Genomic DNA, 15,105 nt, shown 5'->3' with positions numbered 1-15,105 from the left:
GCTTGAAGAGCGAAACTTTCTCCCCATAAATAAAATACCAGCCAACAGCGACTGGTATTTTATCAAGTTTGCATGATTGTCTGCTGTTATCACCCGACGTTGAGTGGGCCGGTCAGGCGACCGCTTCGGTTTCAACTGGAATGATAATGCTGGCATGGTTTCCTTTAGGGCCTTCATGAACATCATAGCTGACCTGTTGCCCTGCCTTGAGTGTTCGATAACCCTCCATTTTGATGGTGGAGTAGTGGGCGAAGATGTCCTCGCCGCCGCCCAAAGGACAGATGAAACCGAAACCCTTGGCATTATTGAACCATTTAACAGTACCCGTCTCCATGCTCTCACATCCCTCTCATGACTAAGATGGCAGTTATAAAGAGTTAAAGCCCGATTTTAGACGTATTTATGCACGAAAATACGTGAAAAAGGAGGATGTGCAATAGCTCATCCGGCTTATAAATTTACACTCTAGTGTATTAGTCTAAGACGTCAAGAGAGGACTAATTGTCCGGGGCAGGCAGTTATTCAAAGTTTGAAGCAGGTAACGATATTAAGATTTTTTAAGCGGATTTTGTGTCAATCAGTCTGAAAAAAATCGCAACCTATCACCTGCGGCAAGGATGCTCAAAAAATGATAAAATAGCTGAAGTGCTCCAGTGACCGGACGAGAGAAAAAGCAGCAGCGCTTTCGTCGCGTGTCGATTTGGACGGTCTTCAACAGTATTCAAGATACAAAAGGTACGGACAGGCGATGGGCGACAATCAAGATTGGCAAAATTTTGAACATTTGGCAGCGGACAAGCAAAAGGAAGAGCTAAAACCGCCATCTATGTATAAAGTTATATTAAACAACGACGATTACACTCCAATGGAATTTGTGATTGACGTTTCTGCAAAAGTTCTTTTCTTATGATATTGAACGTGCAACGCAACTGATGCTTACAGTGCACTATAAAGGCAAGGCCGTATGCGGTACCTACACCGCGGAAGTGGCTGAAACCAAAGTCGCACATGTGAATAGCTACGCCAAGGAGAACGAGCATCCGTTGCTGTGTACGCTGGAAAAAGCCTGATTAAGGCAATCTATTTGGGAGGTGCCTATGCTCAATCAAGAACTTGAACTCAGTCTCAATATGGCTTTCGCAAGAGCCCGCGAGCACCGGCATGAGTTTATGACCGTCGAGCACCTGCTGTTGGCGTTGCTGAGCAACCCGGCGGCTCGTGAAGCGCTTGAGGCCTGTACGGTCGATCTTGTGGCCTTACGTCAGGAATTGGAAGCCTTCATCGAACAGACCACACCCACTTTACCTGCAAGTGAAGAAGAGCGAGATACCCAGCCGACGTTGAGTTTCCAACGTGTGCTGCAACGCGCTGTTTTCCATGTGCAGTCTTCAGGCCGAAGTGAAGTGTCCGGCGCGAACGTGCTGGTCGCCATCTTCAGTGAACAGGAATCTCAGGCTGCCTATCTGTTGCGCAAGCACGATGTCAGCCGCCTTGACGTGGTGAACTTCATTTCCCACGGTACGCGTAAAGACGAAGCGAGCCAGGCTCCGAACAATGCGGAGAACCCGGTTAACGAAGAGCAGTCGGCAGGGGAAGATCGTATGGAGAACTTCACCACAAATCTTAACCAGTTGGCGCGTGTTGGTGGCATCGACCCGCTGATTGGCCGCGATAAAGAGTTGGAACGTGCTATTCAGGTGCTGTGCCGCCGTCGCAAGAACAATCCGCTGCTGGTGGGTGAGTCCGGCGTAGGTAAAACAGCGATCGCCGAGGGTCTCGCCTGGCGTATTGAACAGGGCGATGTGCCGGAAATCATGGCCGACTGCACGCTCTATTCTCTGGACATTGGTTCACTGCTTGCCGGAACCAAATACCGCGGCGATTTCGAAAAACGCTTCAAGACTTTGCTGAAACAGCTCGAGCAGGACAAGAACAGCATTCTGTTCATCGATGAGATCCACACTATCATCGGCGCAGGTGCCGCGTCCGGCGGTCAGGTTGATGCCGCGAATCTTATCAAACCGCTGCTGTCGAGCGGCAAGATCCGTGTGATCGGCTCAACGACGTATCAGGAATTCAGCAGCATCTTCGAAAAAGATCGCGCGCTGGCCCGACGTTTCCAGAAAATTGATATCACCGAGCCTTCTCCGGAAGAAACGGTGCAGATTATCAATGGCCTGAAAACCAAGTACGAAGCGCACCATGACGTGCGTTACACCGCCAAGGCGGTGCGTGCTGCGGTTGAACTGTCGGTGAAATACATCAACGACCGTCATCTGCCGGACAAAGCCATCGACGTCATTGACGAAGCCGGTGCGCGTGCCCGTCTGATGCCGGTGAGCAAGCGCAAGAAAACCGTTAATGTCAGCGATATCGAAAGCGTGGTTGCCCGTATTGCCCGCATTCCGGAGAAAACCGTGTCAGCCACCGACCGCGATGTGCTGAAAAACCTCGGCGATCGCCTGAAAATGCTGGTATTCGGACAAGACAACGCCGTCGAAGCGCTGACCGAAGCTATCAAGATGAGCCGTGCCGGTCTGAGCCAGGACCGCAAGCCTGTCGGTTCCTTCCTGTTTGCCGGTCCGACCGGTGTCGGGAAAACCGAGGTCACGCTTCAGCTTGCGAAAGCGCTGGACATCGAACTGCTGCGTTTCGATATGTCGGAATATATGGAGCGTCACACCGTGAGCCGTCTGATCGGTGCGCCTCCAGGCTATGTTGGTTTCGATCAGGGCGGTCTGCTGACCGATGCGGTTATCAAGCATCCTCACGCGGTCGTGCTGCTCGATGAAATCGAGAAAGCGCATCCAGACGTCTTCAACCTGCTGCTGCAGGTCATGGACAACGGTACGCTGACCGATAACAACGGCCGCAAAGCCGATTTCCGTAACGTGATACTGGTCATGACCACCAATGCCGGTGTGCGTGAAACCGAGCGTAAATCGATTGGTCTTATTCATCAGGACAACAGCCCTGACGCCATGGACGAGATCAAGAAAGTGTTTACGCCAGAGTTCCGCAACCGTCTGGACAACGTGATTTGGTTCAACCACCTGTCCACCGAGGTTATCCAGCAGGTTGTCGACAAGTTTATCGTCGAACTGCAGGCTCAGCTGGATGCGAAAGGCGTGTCGCTTGAAGTGAGTGACGAAGCGCGCGACTGGCTGACCGTGAAAGGGTACGACCGTGCCATGGGCGCTCGCCCGATGACGCGTACCGTGCAGGAAAACCTGAAGAAACCGCTGGCCAACGAACTGCTGTTTGGTTCACTGGTTGACGGCGGTTCCGTGTCTGTCGGACTAGACAAAGCGGCCGACAAACTGACCTATCACTTTATGAGTGCGCAGAAGCTGAAAGAAGAGGGCGCGGTTCACTGACCCCGCTTTAGAAGGCACAAGGCGTTAAAATAGAAAAAGGCGATGTGAAAACATCGCCTTTTTTATTGATATTTACCGGCAAACGAAAGGCTCACCGGTTATCTGTATTATCTTCTGAAGCCGCTTATTAGGCTCTGAATAGCGGATATCACAAAACGCCCTCGCCACGCTTCATTACTGAATGTGGGAAGAGCGAAATGGGTAACCTCAGGTATCGCGAGAAAAATCAGCGATGAGCGAGCCTATCAGCGGCTACGGAAGACAATGCGGCCTTTGCTCAGGTCGTACGGGGTCAACTCTACAGTGACTTTGTCGCCCGTCAGGATGCGGATGTAGTTCTTGCGCATTTTACCGGAGATGTGTGCGGTTACCACGTGTCCGTTTTCCAATTCAACGCGGAACATGGTGTTTGGCAACGTATCCAATACGGTGCCCTGCATTTCAATGTTGTCTTCTTTGGCCATCGAGTCCTCTAGGTGTTACTACCATAGTTTTTTAATCGGCAAGATAATGCCGAAAAACCCACATTATGTAAAGAATTGTTGGCGTTTGCCGCACTCATTCCCTATTCCATCAGGAGGGATGGCAAATCAACGTCATGTGGGGGTAAGTCTTGGGGCAACCAGCATTCCGGCGGCAACTGGCGTTGCGAAAGTCGGGATAACTGCTGCAAAAATTGGCGGCGGGGGATCTCTCTCGCACCCAGCGACGCAGTGTGAGGGTTGAGGACCTGACAGTCAATCGGTTCTCCGCCAATTGCGGTAAAATAGTGGCAAAAAGTCATTATTGCACACTTGGATGCATTGACGCGGCGGCTAAACATCGACTCGCCGCAGAACAGCCCGCCAACCGCCACACCATACATGCCGCCGACCAGTTCATCGCCAGACCAGACCTCAATCGAATGCGCATGACCCTGATGATGCAGGGCAAGATAACCCTGCTGCACCAGCGGACCTATCCAGGTGCCGTCCTGACGGGCTTCGGCGCAGGCGTGAATAACCTGTTCAAAGGCGCGATTCAGGGTGTAGCGATACGCGGTCTGCCGCAGAAAACGTCGTAGGCTGCGGCTGATATGGCGTTCTTCAGGGTACAGCACGGCACGCGGGTCCGGCGACCACCACAGAATCTCCTCGCCCGGTTCGAACCACGGGAAAATCCCGTGCCGATAGGCATTGAGCAGGCGGGGAGGGGAGAGATCGCCCCCAATCGCCAGCAGACCCTCGGGCTGGCGCAGGGCAGTTTCCGGCGGCGGAAAATCGACTGAATGGGCTGAAAGCTGGACCAGACGCATAGCATTCCTGAAATCTGCGGGAGCGCGCGCTCCCTGAAATATAATAAGTTTGCCTGATTATAGATGAGTTTAGGGCGAAATTATCCTGCCTGCTTCCATCGTGATTCGGCGATCCATTTTTTCCAGCCCTGTCAGCCGATGCGTGATAAGCAGCAGGGTTTTATCTCGGCAATGGGTGTCGAGCAGCGTCAGGATATGGCGCTCGGTTTCGGCATCCAGTCCTTCGGTGGGCTCGTCGAGGATCCACAGCGGCGCATCGTGCAGCAAGGCACGCGCCAGCCCCAGCCTTCGCTGTTCGCCGCCCGAAAGCTGACGGCCGCCTTCACCCAGCCAGGCATCAAGCCCGCTATTTTCCAGTAATGCCTGCAAATCAACCTGACTTAACGCCACGGCAAGAGCCGCGTCATCACTGGCGGGCGCGGCAAGCAGCAGATTATCGCGAAGCGTAGCGTTAAAGACGTGAACACGCTGGCTTAACACGGTCACCATGCTGCGCAGGGTCGATTGTTGATAATCTTCCAACGAAACACCGTTAAGCAGAATATGGCCCTGCTGAGGGTCCCAGGCGCGGGTTAACAGTTGTGCCAGCGTCGATTTTCCGCAGCCGGTTTTGCCAAGCAGCACAACGTGCTCACCCGCGCGGATTTCAAGCGTAATGTCTTTGAGCACCTCGAACGGTTGAAAAGGGTAACGGAAGCTGACGTGCCGTATCGACACGTGCGCCGTCGCCGCAGAAGACGCGCCCTGTATAGGAAACGTGACAGCGGGTTGCTGACCGATAATCTGACTGACCCGTTCTGCCGAGGCCACAACCTGACCCACATGCGGGAACGCGCCCGCCACGGGACCCAGCGCTTCAAAGGCCGCCAGCGGCGTGAACACAAACAGCGCCAGCAGCGCACCCGGTTCGGGCAATGCGTCGATACCCCTGCCGCGAGCCATAACAGCAGGCAAACGGTCAGGCCCGAGGCGGCAATCATTAGCGCCTGCGAAAGTCCGGAGAGTCTGGCTTGCTGCTGCTGGCGATGCATCCAGCGGCGTTCGACGGCATCCAGCTGTTGTCGTCGACTCGCCTGCGCCCCGAAAATCACCAGTTCGGCCTGCGCCTGCAACCAGCCATCGAGTTGCGTACGATACTCGCCGCGCAGATGGGTGAGGTCACGCCCGAGCGGTTTTCCGGCGCGGTAAAACGCGAGGGGCAGCAGCAAAAGCAGCGCCAGCATGATGCCGCCCAGCAGCAGGGCCAGATGAACATCCAGAAAACTCATGCCGAAAGTCACCACCACAATAACGGCCAGCGCGGCGATCAGCGGAGAAATCACCCGCAGATACAGATGGTCGAGGGTATCGACATCGGCCACCAGCCGGTTCAGCAGTTCAGCTTTCTGAAAGCCTGCCAGTCCGCCCGGCGTGAGCGGCAGCAGTTTACTGAACGTAAATACACGCAGATGCGCCAGCACGCGGAAGGTGGCGTCGTGGCTGGCGAGTCTTTCGGCATAGCGTCCGGCGGTGCGAATAATGGCAGCTCCGCGCACGCCTGCCGCGGGAAGCATGTAGTTAAAGCTGTAGATCCCGGCCAGCCCCGCGAGCGAGGCGGCAGCCAGGAACCAACCCGACAGGGTCAGCAGGCCGATGCTGGCCAGCAGTGTCACAATGGCAAGCAAAATCCCGAGGGCCATGCGAATCCAGTGGCGGCGGTAAAGCGCCAGAAACGGCAGCAAGGTTCTCATGACTGTGGCTCCGAAATGCGCTGAGTGAGCAGGCTGGCAAACCGCCCGTTGCGGGCAACCAGCGGCTGATAATGACCTTGCTCGACCAGCATGCCGTTTTCCATGACCCACACCTCGTCATACTGCGCGGTGTCTTCAAGCCGATGCGTGACCAGCAGCGTGGTCTGGCGTTTCGCCGCCTGATTGAGCGCGTGCATCACCCGCCGTTCGCTGTCGGCATCGAGGCTCGCCGCCGGTTCGTCGAGCAGCAAAAGTGCGCATGGAGACAAAAGGGCGCGAGCCACGGCCACACGCTGCGCCTGCCCGACGGAAAGCCGCGCCGCCTCTTCGCCGATAGGCGTGTCGATTCCCTGTGGCAGCTGCGCGGTAAATTCATCGACATGGGCCTGCAAGATAGCGTCTTCGAGCCGTTGCAGGCCGACGTTCGGCTGACCCAGCATAATGTTTTCCCTTATCGTGGATTCCGGCAGATGAGGGTTTTGCCCTACCCAGCCGAGGTGCTGCCGCCAGTCGTCTACCGCAATCTCGCGCAGCTCGCAGCCGTTGACCCGCAGTTGACCGCGATAGGGTAAAAACCCGAGCAAGACGTTGAGCAGCGAACTTTTACCGGCGCCGCTCAGCCCGACAATCGCCACACGGCGGCCCGCTGCCAGCGTAAAGTTAAGGGGACCCGCGAGTCTCTCGCCCTGCGGCGAAAGCACGATGAGGTCGAGGGCCTCGAGGGTGACAGGACCGGCATCTTTCCAGGGCTGTTGACCGCAGGAAGGAGGTGTCCCTTCGGCACCTAAAAAGGCGACCAGACTTTCTGCCGCGCCCACGGCCTGCGCCTTGGCATGATAAAATACCCCGAGATCGCGCAGCGGCTGGAAAAACTCGGGTGCCAGAATCAGCACCAGAAAGCCCGAAAACAGGGTGATCGGCGTGCCGTAATGCCCGAAATTCAGCTCGCCCATATAGGAAAAACCAAAGTATACGGCGACCACGGCAATGGAAATCGAGGCAAAAAATTCCAGCACGGCGGATGAGAGAAAGGCCAGTCGCAGCACGTCCATCGTGCGGGCGCGGAAATCCTCTGTCGAGGCGGTTATTTGCGCAAGCTCGGCCTCGGCGCGGTTGAACAGCCGTAGCGTGTCAAGCCCGCGCAGGCTGTCGAGAAATTGTCCGCCGAGCCGCGCCAGTGCCTGAAAGTTGCGGCGATTGGCATCCGCCGCGCCCATGCCGACCAGCGCCATAAACAGCGGAATGAGCGGGGCGGTGACCAGCAGAATCAGGCCGGCAGCCCAGTTAATCGGAAAGACGCTGACCAGAATCAGCAGTGGAATGATCCCCGCCAGTGAAATTTGCGGAAGATAGCGCGCGTAATAGTCCTGCATCTCTTCGATTTGCTCGAGGATAAGCGTTGCCCAGCTTCCGGCCGGTTTGCCTTTTATCCAGGCCGGGCCAAGTTGATGCAGGCGATCCAGCACCTGTTTTCGCATCGCCTCGCGAACAAGGCGACCGCAGATAAAGCCGACCTGTTCGCGCAGCCAGGTGACGCCCGCGCGCAGCACAAAGGTGAGCGCCAGAAAGAGAAAGTTTTGCCACAGTGCGCTGCGTGGAGTGTGCAGAACGACAAGATGATGCAGCAACCCTGCGAGCAGCCATGCCTGCGCCAGAATCAGCAGACCGGAAAGCAGGCCGAGCATCATGGAAAGCCGCGTCCATTTTTTCGCTCGGCCGCTCTGTTGTTTGAGCCAGCGGAGGAGTTCTTGTTGCCGTGTTTTATTCATTGCGCGAAGCCCGAATGCAGAATAGGTGATTCCAAAAGCACGCCAAGGTGCTTCCAACCCTGATTTCCAGGCGAAATGGAAAGCCCGCATAGTCTACAGGGTCTTTCGCGAGATGAACACTTGAGGCCGAGAAAAAGCCGCAATAAAAAAGGCGACCCGAAGGCCGCCCTGTTTGCACTGACTGTTAAAGAGAGTCAGGCAGATTACTGGAAGTTGGCTTCCGCCAGGCCGTCCAGATAACGCTCGGCATCAAGCGCGGCCATACAGCCGGTGCCTGCGGAGGTGATAGCCTGACGGTACACGTGGTCCATCACATCGCCTGCCGCGAACACGCCCGGAATACTGGTCTGGGTCGCGTTGCCCTGAATGCCGGACTGCACTTTGATGTAGCCGTTTTCAAGCTCCAGCTGACCCTGGAAGATACCCGTGTTCGGGCTGTGGCCGATGGCGATAAACATTCCGGCTACATCGACTTTCGCCAGTTCGCCGTTATGAATGTCGCGCAGGTTGGCACCCGTCACGCCCATTTCGTCGCCGGTGACTTCGTCCAGCGTCTTGTTGGTGTGCAGCACGATTTTGCCGCTGGCAACTTTCTCGTTCAGGCGGTCAATCAGGATTTTTTCCGCACGGAAGACTTCGCGACGGTGAATCAGATGGACTTCAGAGGCGATGTTTGCCAGATACAGCGCTTCTTCAACCGCCGTGTTGCCGCCGCCGACCACCGCGACTTTCTGGTTGCGATAGAAGAAACCGTCGCAGGTGGCGCAGGCAGACACACCGCGGCCCTTGAAGGCTTCTTCGGAAGGCAGACCCAGATAGCGCGCAGATGCACCGGTCGCAATAATCAGCGCATCGCAGGTGTACTCTTCGCTGTCGCCAAACAGGCGGAAAGGACGAGATTGCAGATCTACGCGGTTGATATGGTCGAAAATGATTTCGGTGTTGAACTTGGTCGCGTGCTCGTGCATGCGGTCCATCAGACCCGGTCCAGTCAAACCTTCAGGATCACCCGGCCAGTTTTCCACTTCCGTGGTGGTGGTCAACTGACCGCCTTTTTCGATACCGGTGATGAGGACCGGTTTCAGGTTGGCGCGTGCAGCATAGACTGCCGCCGTATAACCTGCAGGGCCAGACCCTAGAATCAATAACTTGCTGTGTCTTACTGTACCCATGAGAATGAATCTCCGTTTTGGCAAACTGCATGATGGGAGAGATTGTAGGGAAAACTGACGCGTAAAAAAAGCATACTCAGATGTTGTTAGCGATTTGTCTGATAGTTTTTACCTGAAATCGCCTGTAAAAATGTTTTCCGTTCGAGTTTCTCTGTCGGCTTTTGTTATTGTTCATTCTGAAAAGACAGCAAAAAAGGACGTTGTCAGATTTCTATCCGGCATGTTCTTCTGATTTTGCTTCTTTTACTTTGACAATCCGCTGTGCATTTGCGAAAACATCTAGGGAAGAAGAAATTAAACGCCAGCCAGCGTTTTAAAATCACACAATGTGCTACCGCTTTACTCGTTTGAGGTACAGGTTGTCTGTTTTTTAAACACTTGCAATCGTATTATGGGTTTTGTCTAGCCTGATTAGTCACTTAGCGTTATTTCTTTTTTCGGCTCCGCTCTAAAATTCGTTTCCTTATGACAGGGGTATGACGTCTTGAGATGAGTCGTAACAACCTATAAAAAACAGGTCTTCGCTTAGGATAAGCCCTTATTACATTGAAGTTGGTTAGGGTATGGCAAGTGCAGGGAAGGACATCAGAGAGATAATAATAATGGTAGATAACAAGAAGCGTCCGGGTAAAGATCTCGACCGTATTGACCGTAACATTCTTAATGAGCTGCAAAAGGATGGCCGGATCTCTAACGTCGAGCTTTCAAAACGTGTAGGTTTGTCGCCTACACCATGTCTGGAGCGCGTTCGCCGTCTGGAACGTCAAAACTTCATTCATGGCTACACTGCGTTGCTTAATCCTCACTATCTGGATGCATCGTTGCTGGTGTTCGTTGAGATTACCCTCAACCGTGGCGCACCGGATGTGTTTGAGCAATTCAATGCAGCAGTACAAAAACTAGAAGATATTCAGGAGTGTCACCTGGTCTCCGGCGACTTCGACTATTTGTTGAAAACGCGTGTACCGGATATGTCTGCTTACCGTAAACTGCTGGGCGAAACGTTGCTTCGTTTGCCGGGCGTTAACGACACCCGTACCTATGTGGTCATGGAAGAAGTGAAACAGACTAACCGCCTGGTAATTAAGACCCGGTAAGCAAAAGGTTCAGGTGCAAAACCTAATTTATTTCGCTACACTCCTGTTTATTCATACAGCTCTGGCGTCGGGGTTTGTTCCCGGCGCTATCGCTATTTCAGTTCACAGGAACCTGGAGAGCCTTTCTTGAGCCAGGAATATACAGAAGACAAAGACGTTACCTTGAGAAAACTGAGCGGAAGCCGACGAATTCTGGAGGCTGTGCTGGTTGTGGTGGCGGTGTTTGCCATTTATTTGATGGCGGCATTACTCAGTTTCAATCCGTCCGATCCGAGTTGGTCCCAGACCTCCTGGCACGGTCCTATCCATAATTTGGGAGGCGGTGTCGGTGCCTGGATGGCCGATACGCTGTTCTTTATTTTCGGGGTGCTGGCCTACGCCATTCCACCTATCATGATTTGCCTCTGCTGGGCCTCTTTCCGACAGCGAGACAGTCAGGATTACATTGATTTCTTTACCCTTTCGCTACGTCTGATAGGCACGTTGGCGCTCATTCTCACGTCTTGTGGTCTGGCATCGCTCAATATCGACGACCTTTACTACTTCGCCTCGGGCGGGGTGATCGGCAGTCTGCTCGGCACCGCCATGACGCCGTGGTTCAACAACGTGGGCGCAACGCTTGTGCTGCTTTGCGTATGGGCGGCCGGTCTGACCCTGTTTACGGGCTGGTCCTGGTTAACCATCGCCGAAAAGATTGGCGGCACCGTGCTGGGTGCGACCACCTTCATGACCAACCGTTCGCGTCGCGATGACGAAGCGTATGACTACGACTACGATGAAGAACACGACGACACGCTGCTGAAGAATCAGTCGAAAGAGGGCAATGAGGCGCATCATACGCCGGCATCGCCTGCACAGGTTGCCGCCGCCGATGCGGTGACGATTTCTGCTGCGGCTATGGGCGATGACGAAGACGACGTGCTGTTCTCGGCACCGGCCGTGGGTCAGTCCGCTGCGCCACAGCCTGCTGCACCGGCCAATGCCGCCACGCAGCCGCTTGCCGAAAACGCGGCAACGGTCACGCCAGCCTCTGCGCCGCATGTCGACGCGCAGGCCCAGTCGCCTGTCGAGATGCCAGTTCAGGCTGCAACGCCGCAGCCAACGCCTTCCGCCACGACGTCTGCTCATTCTGCTTCACAGCAATATGTGCAGGAGCCGGAGGCAACGCCGCCGCTGTACAGTTTCGAGATCCCGGAAGAGACGCCGGCGCCTCGTCACGTTCAGTCGCCGGCCGAAACCTCGTCTCGCCGTTATGACGAGCCGCAGATGGGCGACTGGAATCAGGTTGCCGAACCGCATCACGACCGTTCTCCGTTCGAGTTCACGGCCCCGCCGGATGCCGCAAGCATTGCCGCGACGGCCGCGCTGGCGACCGGTCTGGCACAGGCGGGCAAAGCTTCTGCTGCCGAAGCCGCCAACACCTTTATGCCTGCGTTCAGCGCCACCAGCGACGATAATCCGCAAATCAAGAAAGGATTCGGCCCCGAGTTGCCTCGCCCTAATCCGGTCAAATTGCCTACCCGTCGCGAAATGGCCTCCTACGGCATCAAACTGCCTTCGCAGCGCATCGCCGAGCAGCAGGAGCAGGAAGCGGCTCGTCTGGCACGCGAAGCGCAGGCACAGCAGCCGCCTTCAGGGGTGTCTTCTGCCGAAGAGGAAGAAGAACAGCAGCAGGCCGCACTGCGTCAGGCATGGGTCGAGCAGCAGAATCAGCGCTATGGCGAAACCGCCGAGGTCGAGACTGCCAATGTGCACTCCGCCGACGCCGAGCCGGTTATCGAAGATGACGAAGAGGCGCTGATGCAGGCGCAACTGCGTCAGGCCTTTGCCGAACGCGAGCAGGCCCGTTATCAGGCCGCGCCGGTGCCGCCAACAACGCCACAGTATCAGGAGCCCGTTCGCCGGCAGCCTGAGCAGACCGCGCCCGTTTCGCCGCACAATATCAGCACTCATGACGCCTTCAATTTCTCGCCGATGGCCGATTTGATTGATGATACGCCGGTCGAACCGCTGTTTACACTCTCGCCACAGGTTGAAGCATCGACGCAACCCGCGACCTATGGTCAGCATGCGCAAGCGGCTACCGAACCGCGTCAGCAGGTCGAGCCGCCGCATTATTCGCAGCAGCCGCAGCGGGTAGAGCCCCAGGTTTATGCAGAACCGCATTCGCAGTATGGCGCGCCGCAGCCCGTCGAGCCGCAGAAATATGTGGAGCCACAGCAGCCCGTCGAGCCACCTAAACCGGCGATGGACAGCCTGATTCACCCGTTCCTGATGCGCAACGATCAACCGCTGAGCAAACCGACGACGCCGTTGCCGAGTCTGGATCTCCTGACCTCTGCGCCTGCCACCGAAGAGCCGGTCGATATGTTTGCGCTTGAGCAGACCGCCCAGCTCATCGAGGCGCGCCTCAACGACTATCGCATCAAGGCAGAAGTGGTCGACAAACTGCCGGGGCCTGTGATTACCCGTTTCGAACTGGATTTGGCACCGGGCGTAAAAGCCGCGCGTATCTCGAATCTCTCCCGCGATCTTGCGCGCTCACTGTCTACCGTGGCCGTGCGTATCGTGGAAGTGATTCCGGGCAAGCCTTATGTCGGGCTTGAGTTGCCGAACAAGAAACGTCAGACCGTTTATCTGCGCGAAGTGCTGGATTGTCCGCAGTTTAAAAACGATCCGTCGCCGTTGACGGTCGTGCTGGGTAAAGACATCGCCGGTGAGCCGGTGGTGGCCGATTTGGCGAAAATGCCGCACCTGCTGGTAGCCGGTACCACCGGTTCCGGTAAATCGGTCGGCGTGAACGCCATGATCCTCAGCATGTTGTACAAGGCAACGCCGGAAGACGTGCGTTTCATCATGATCGACCCGAAAATGCTCGAGTTGTCCGTGTATGAAGGCATTCCGCATCTGCTGACCGAAGTGGTGACCGACATGAAAGATGCAGCCAATGCGCTGCGCTGGTGTGTCGGCGAGATGGAGCGTCGTTACAAGCTGATGTCCGCGCTGGGCGTGCGTAATCTGGCCGGTTACAACGAGCGGGTGAAAGAAGCGGAAGACATGGGTCGTCCTATTCCTGACCCGTTCTGGAAACCGAGCGACAGCATGGGCACCGAGCCGCCAATGCTCGAGAAACTGCCATTTATCGTGGTGCTGGTCGACGAATTCGCCGATCTGATGATGACCGTGGGTAAAAAGGTCGAAGAGCTGATTGCCCGTCTGGCGCAGAAAGCGCGAGCAGCAGGGATTCACCTGGTGCTCGCGACGCAGCGTCCGTCGGTCGACGTGATTACCGGCCTTATCAAGGCCAACATCCCGACGCGTATCGCCTTTACCGTGTCGAGCAAAATCGACTCCCGAACCATCCTCGATCAGGGTGGCGCAGAGTCCCTGCTCGGAATGGGTGACATGCTTTACATGGCACCGAACTCCTCGATTCCTATCCGTGTTCATGGCGCGTTCGTGCGTGACCAGGAAGTGCACGCGGTGGTTCAGGACTGGAAAGCGCGGGGTCGTCCGCAATACATCGACAGCATCATCAAGGGCGGTGAAGAAGGCGAAGGCGGCGGCGGTCTGGAAGAGGGCGAAGAGCTTGATCCGCTGTTCGATCAGGCGGTCGAGTTTGTGGTCGAGAAACGTCGAGCCTCTATTTCCGGCGTTCAGCGCCAGTTCCGTATCGGTTACAACCGCGCGGCGCGAATCGTTGAACAGATGGAGGCGCAGTCTATCGTCAGTACGCCCGGTCATAACGGTAATCGTGAAGTGCTGGCACCGGCACCGAATGGGCAGTCTTAAGTCAACCCAAGCCGTTATTGCGTCAATAATTCAAGGGCCGCTGCTGCGGCCCTTGCCAATTCTGCCGCGTCATGAAGGGCATGCGCTGTCGAAGACAAGAATGCAAAGAATCGTAAAACCTATAATTCTCAGATAATTGAGCTATCGCAGGGCCTTAAGGCTAGGCTAAAGTTTAGCGCTCGGGGTTGTTTTTCCGGGGATCCCCCAATTGTTGGGAGAGGTCGTCCAGTTCGCCATAGATTTTGAGGTAACAATAACAATGAAAAAATTATTAGCTGTAAGCTGTTTGTTGACCGCATTTATTTCAGGATCTGTACTGGCCGATGCCAGCAGCGATTTAAAAACCCGCCTCGGCAAGCTGAATACTTTCCATGCCAGCTTCACCCAGACGGTAACCGGTGATGACGGCTCCAACATCCAGCAGGGCGAAGGCCAGCTGTGGGTGAAACGTCCGAACCTGTTCAACTGGCATATGACCACGCCGGATGAAAGCATTCTGGTCTCCGACGGCAAGACGCTGTGGTTCTATAATCCGTTTGTCGAGCAGGTGACGGCAACCTGGCTGAAAAATGCCACGGGCAACACGCCATTTATGCTGATTACCCGCAACGACAGCAGCGACTGGGCAAAATACAACGTGACCCAGAAAGGCGACGATTTTAATCTGACCCCGAAATCGGCGACCGGCAATCTCAAGCAGTTTGCGATTACCGTGACGCCATCCGGCACCATCAAGAGCTTTACTGCCGTTGAGCAGGACGGTCAGCGCAGCGCCTACGCGCTGAAAGGCGAGCAGAATGCTGCCGTTGATGATGCCAAATTCAAATTCACCCCGCCGCAGGGGGTTACGCTGGACGACCAGCGTCAGTGAGGA

9 protein-coding genes and 2 pseudogenes are annotated in these 15,105 nt (G+C 55.6%); 5 read left to right on the top strand and 6 right to left on the bottom strand.

The annotated features are described in order from the left end of the window. Positions 1–112 precede the first annotated feature (112 nt). A complete protein-coding gene (gene cspD / locus O1V66_RS11305) occupies positions 113–334 on the bottom strand; it encodes a cold shock-like protein CspD (RefSeq protein ID WP_045046343.1) in 222 nt (73 codons plus the stop codon). A gap of 414 nt (positions 335–748) precedes the next feature. On the opposite strand from cspD, the pseudogene clpS reads away from it, so the two are divergent. Then, a pseudogene (gene clpS, locus O1V66_RS11300) lies at positions 749–1,070 on the top strand (ATP-dependent Clp protease adapter ClpS). A gap of 27 nt (positions 1,071–1,097) precedes the next feature. Next, the gene (gene clpA / locus O1V66_RS11295) at positions 1,098–3,377 is read left to right on the top strand and encodes an ATP-dependent Clp protease ATP-binding subunit ClpA (protein ID WP_045046345.1); all 2,280 of its coding nucleotides are present in this window, start codon (positions 1,098–1,100) and stop codon (positions 3,375–3,377) included. A gap of 245 nt (positions 3,378–3,622) precedes the next feature. Here the strand turns inward: clpA and infA are convergent, their stop codons facing one another. The 5 genes and pseudogenes from infA to trxB form a co-directional block, all read right to left on the bottom strand. Next, on the bottom strand, positions 3,623–3,841 hold the full coding sequence (infA, locus tag O1V66_RS11290; RefSeq protein WP_002211347.1) for a translation initiation factor IF-1: 219 nt from the start codon (positions 3,839–3,841) through the stop codon (positions 3,623–3,625). Between the two features lie 101 nt (positions 3,842–3,942). After that, positions 3,943–4,671, bottom strand: a complete 729-nt coding sequence (aat, locus tag O1V66_RS11285; protein WP_269127454.1) for a leucyl/phenylalanyl-tRNA--protein transferase — start codon at positions 4,669–4,671, stop codon at positions 3,943–3,945. A gap of 69 nt (positions 4,672–4,740) precedes the next feature. Further along, positions 4,741–6,401: pseudogene (gene cydC, locus O1V66_RS11280) on the bottom strand (heme ABC transporter ATP-binding protein/permease CydC). Next, positions 6,398–8,170 (bottom strand): heme ABC transporter permease/ATP-binding protein CydD, encoded by a 1,773-nt coding sequence (gene cydD / locus O1V66_RS11275; RefSeq protein ID WP_045046862.1) that lies wholly within the window; start codon positions 8,168–8,170, stop codon positions 6,398–6,400. Before cydD ends, cydC begins: the two are co-directional and overlap by 4 nt. A 203-nt stretch (positions 8,171–8,373) precedes the next feature. Then, positions 8,374–9,342 (bottom strand): thioredoxin-disulfide reductase, encoded by a 969-nt coding sequence (gene trxB / locus O1V66_RS11270; RefSeq protein WP_045046348.1) that lies wholly within the window; start codon positions 9,340–9,342, stop codon positions 8,374–8,376. A gap of 602 nt (positions 9,343–9,944) precedes the next feature. Between trxB and lrp the strand changes: the two genes are divergently transcribed. The 3 genes from lrp (at position 9,945) to lolA (ending at position 15,102) form a co-directional block, all read left to right on the top strand. Next, entirely contained in the window at positions 9,945–10,439 is a 495-nt protein-coding gene (gene lrp, locus O1V66_RS11265) for a leucine-responsive transcriptional regulator Lrp (RefSeq protein ID WP_009636652.1), read from the top strand. A gap of 126 nt (positions 10,440–10,565) precedes the next feature. Then, positions 10,566–14,231 (top strand): DNA translocase FtsK, encoded by a 3,666-nt coding sequence (locus O1V66_RS11260; RefSeq protein ID WP_045046349.1) that lies wholly within the window; start codon positions 10,566–10,568, stop codon positions 14,229–14,231. Between the two features lie 259 nt (positions 14,232–14,490). Beyond that, positions 14,491–15,102 carry an outer membrane lipoprotein periplasmic chaperone LolA gene (lolA, locus tag O1V66_RS11255; protein ID WP_045046350.1) on the top strand — a complete coding sequence of 204 codons (612 nt, stop codon included), beginning with the start codon at positions 14,491–14,493 and terminating at the stop codon, positions 15,100–15,102. Positions 15,103–15,105 lie beyond the last annotated feature (3 nt).

It is taken from the genome of Rouxiella chamberiensis (assembly GCF_026967475.1).
GTDB lineage: Bacteria > Pseudomonadota > Gammaproteobacteria > Enterobacterales > Enterobacteriaceae > Rouxiella > Rouxiella chamberiensis.
This window is presented reverse-complemented; position numbering and strand designations above follow the sequence as displayed.

Coding starts and splice junctions, on each gene's coding strand:
- cspD (WP_045046343.1), bottom strand. CDS start 334: ATGGAGACGGGTACTGTTAAATGGTTCAATAATGCCAAGGGTTTCGGT.
- clpA (WP_045046345.1), top strand. CDS start 1,098: ATGCTCAATCAAGAACTTGAACTCAGTCTCAATATGGCTTTCGCAAGA.
- infA (WP_002211347.1), bottom strand. CDS start 3,841: ATGGCCAAAGAAGACAACATTGAAATGCAGGGCACCGTATTGGATACG.
- aat (WP_269127454.1), bottom strand. CDS start 4,671: ATGCGTCTGGTCCAGCTTTCAGCCCATTCAGTCGATTTTCCGCCGCCG.
- cydD (WP_045046862.1), bottom strand. CDS start 8,170: ATGAATAAAACACGGCAACAAGAACTCCTCCGCTGGCTCAAACAACAG.
- trxB (WP_045046348.1), bottom strand. CDS start 9,342: ATGGGTACAGTAAGACACAGCAAGTTATTGATTCTAGGGTCTGGCCCT.
- lrp (WP_009636652.1), top strand. CDS start 9,945: ATGGTAGATAACAAGAAGCGTCCGGGTAAAGATCTCGACCGTATTGAC.
- lolA (WP_045046350.1), top strand. CDS start 14,491: ATGAAAAAATTATTAGCTGTAAGCTGTTTGTTGACCGCATTTATTTCA.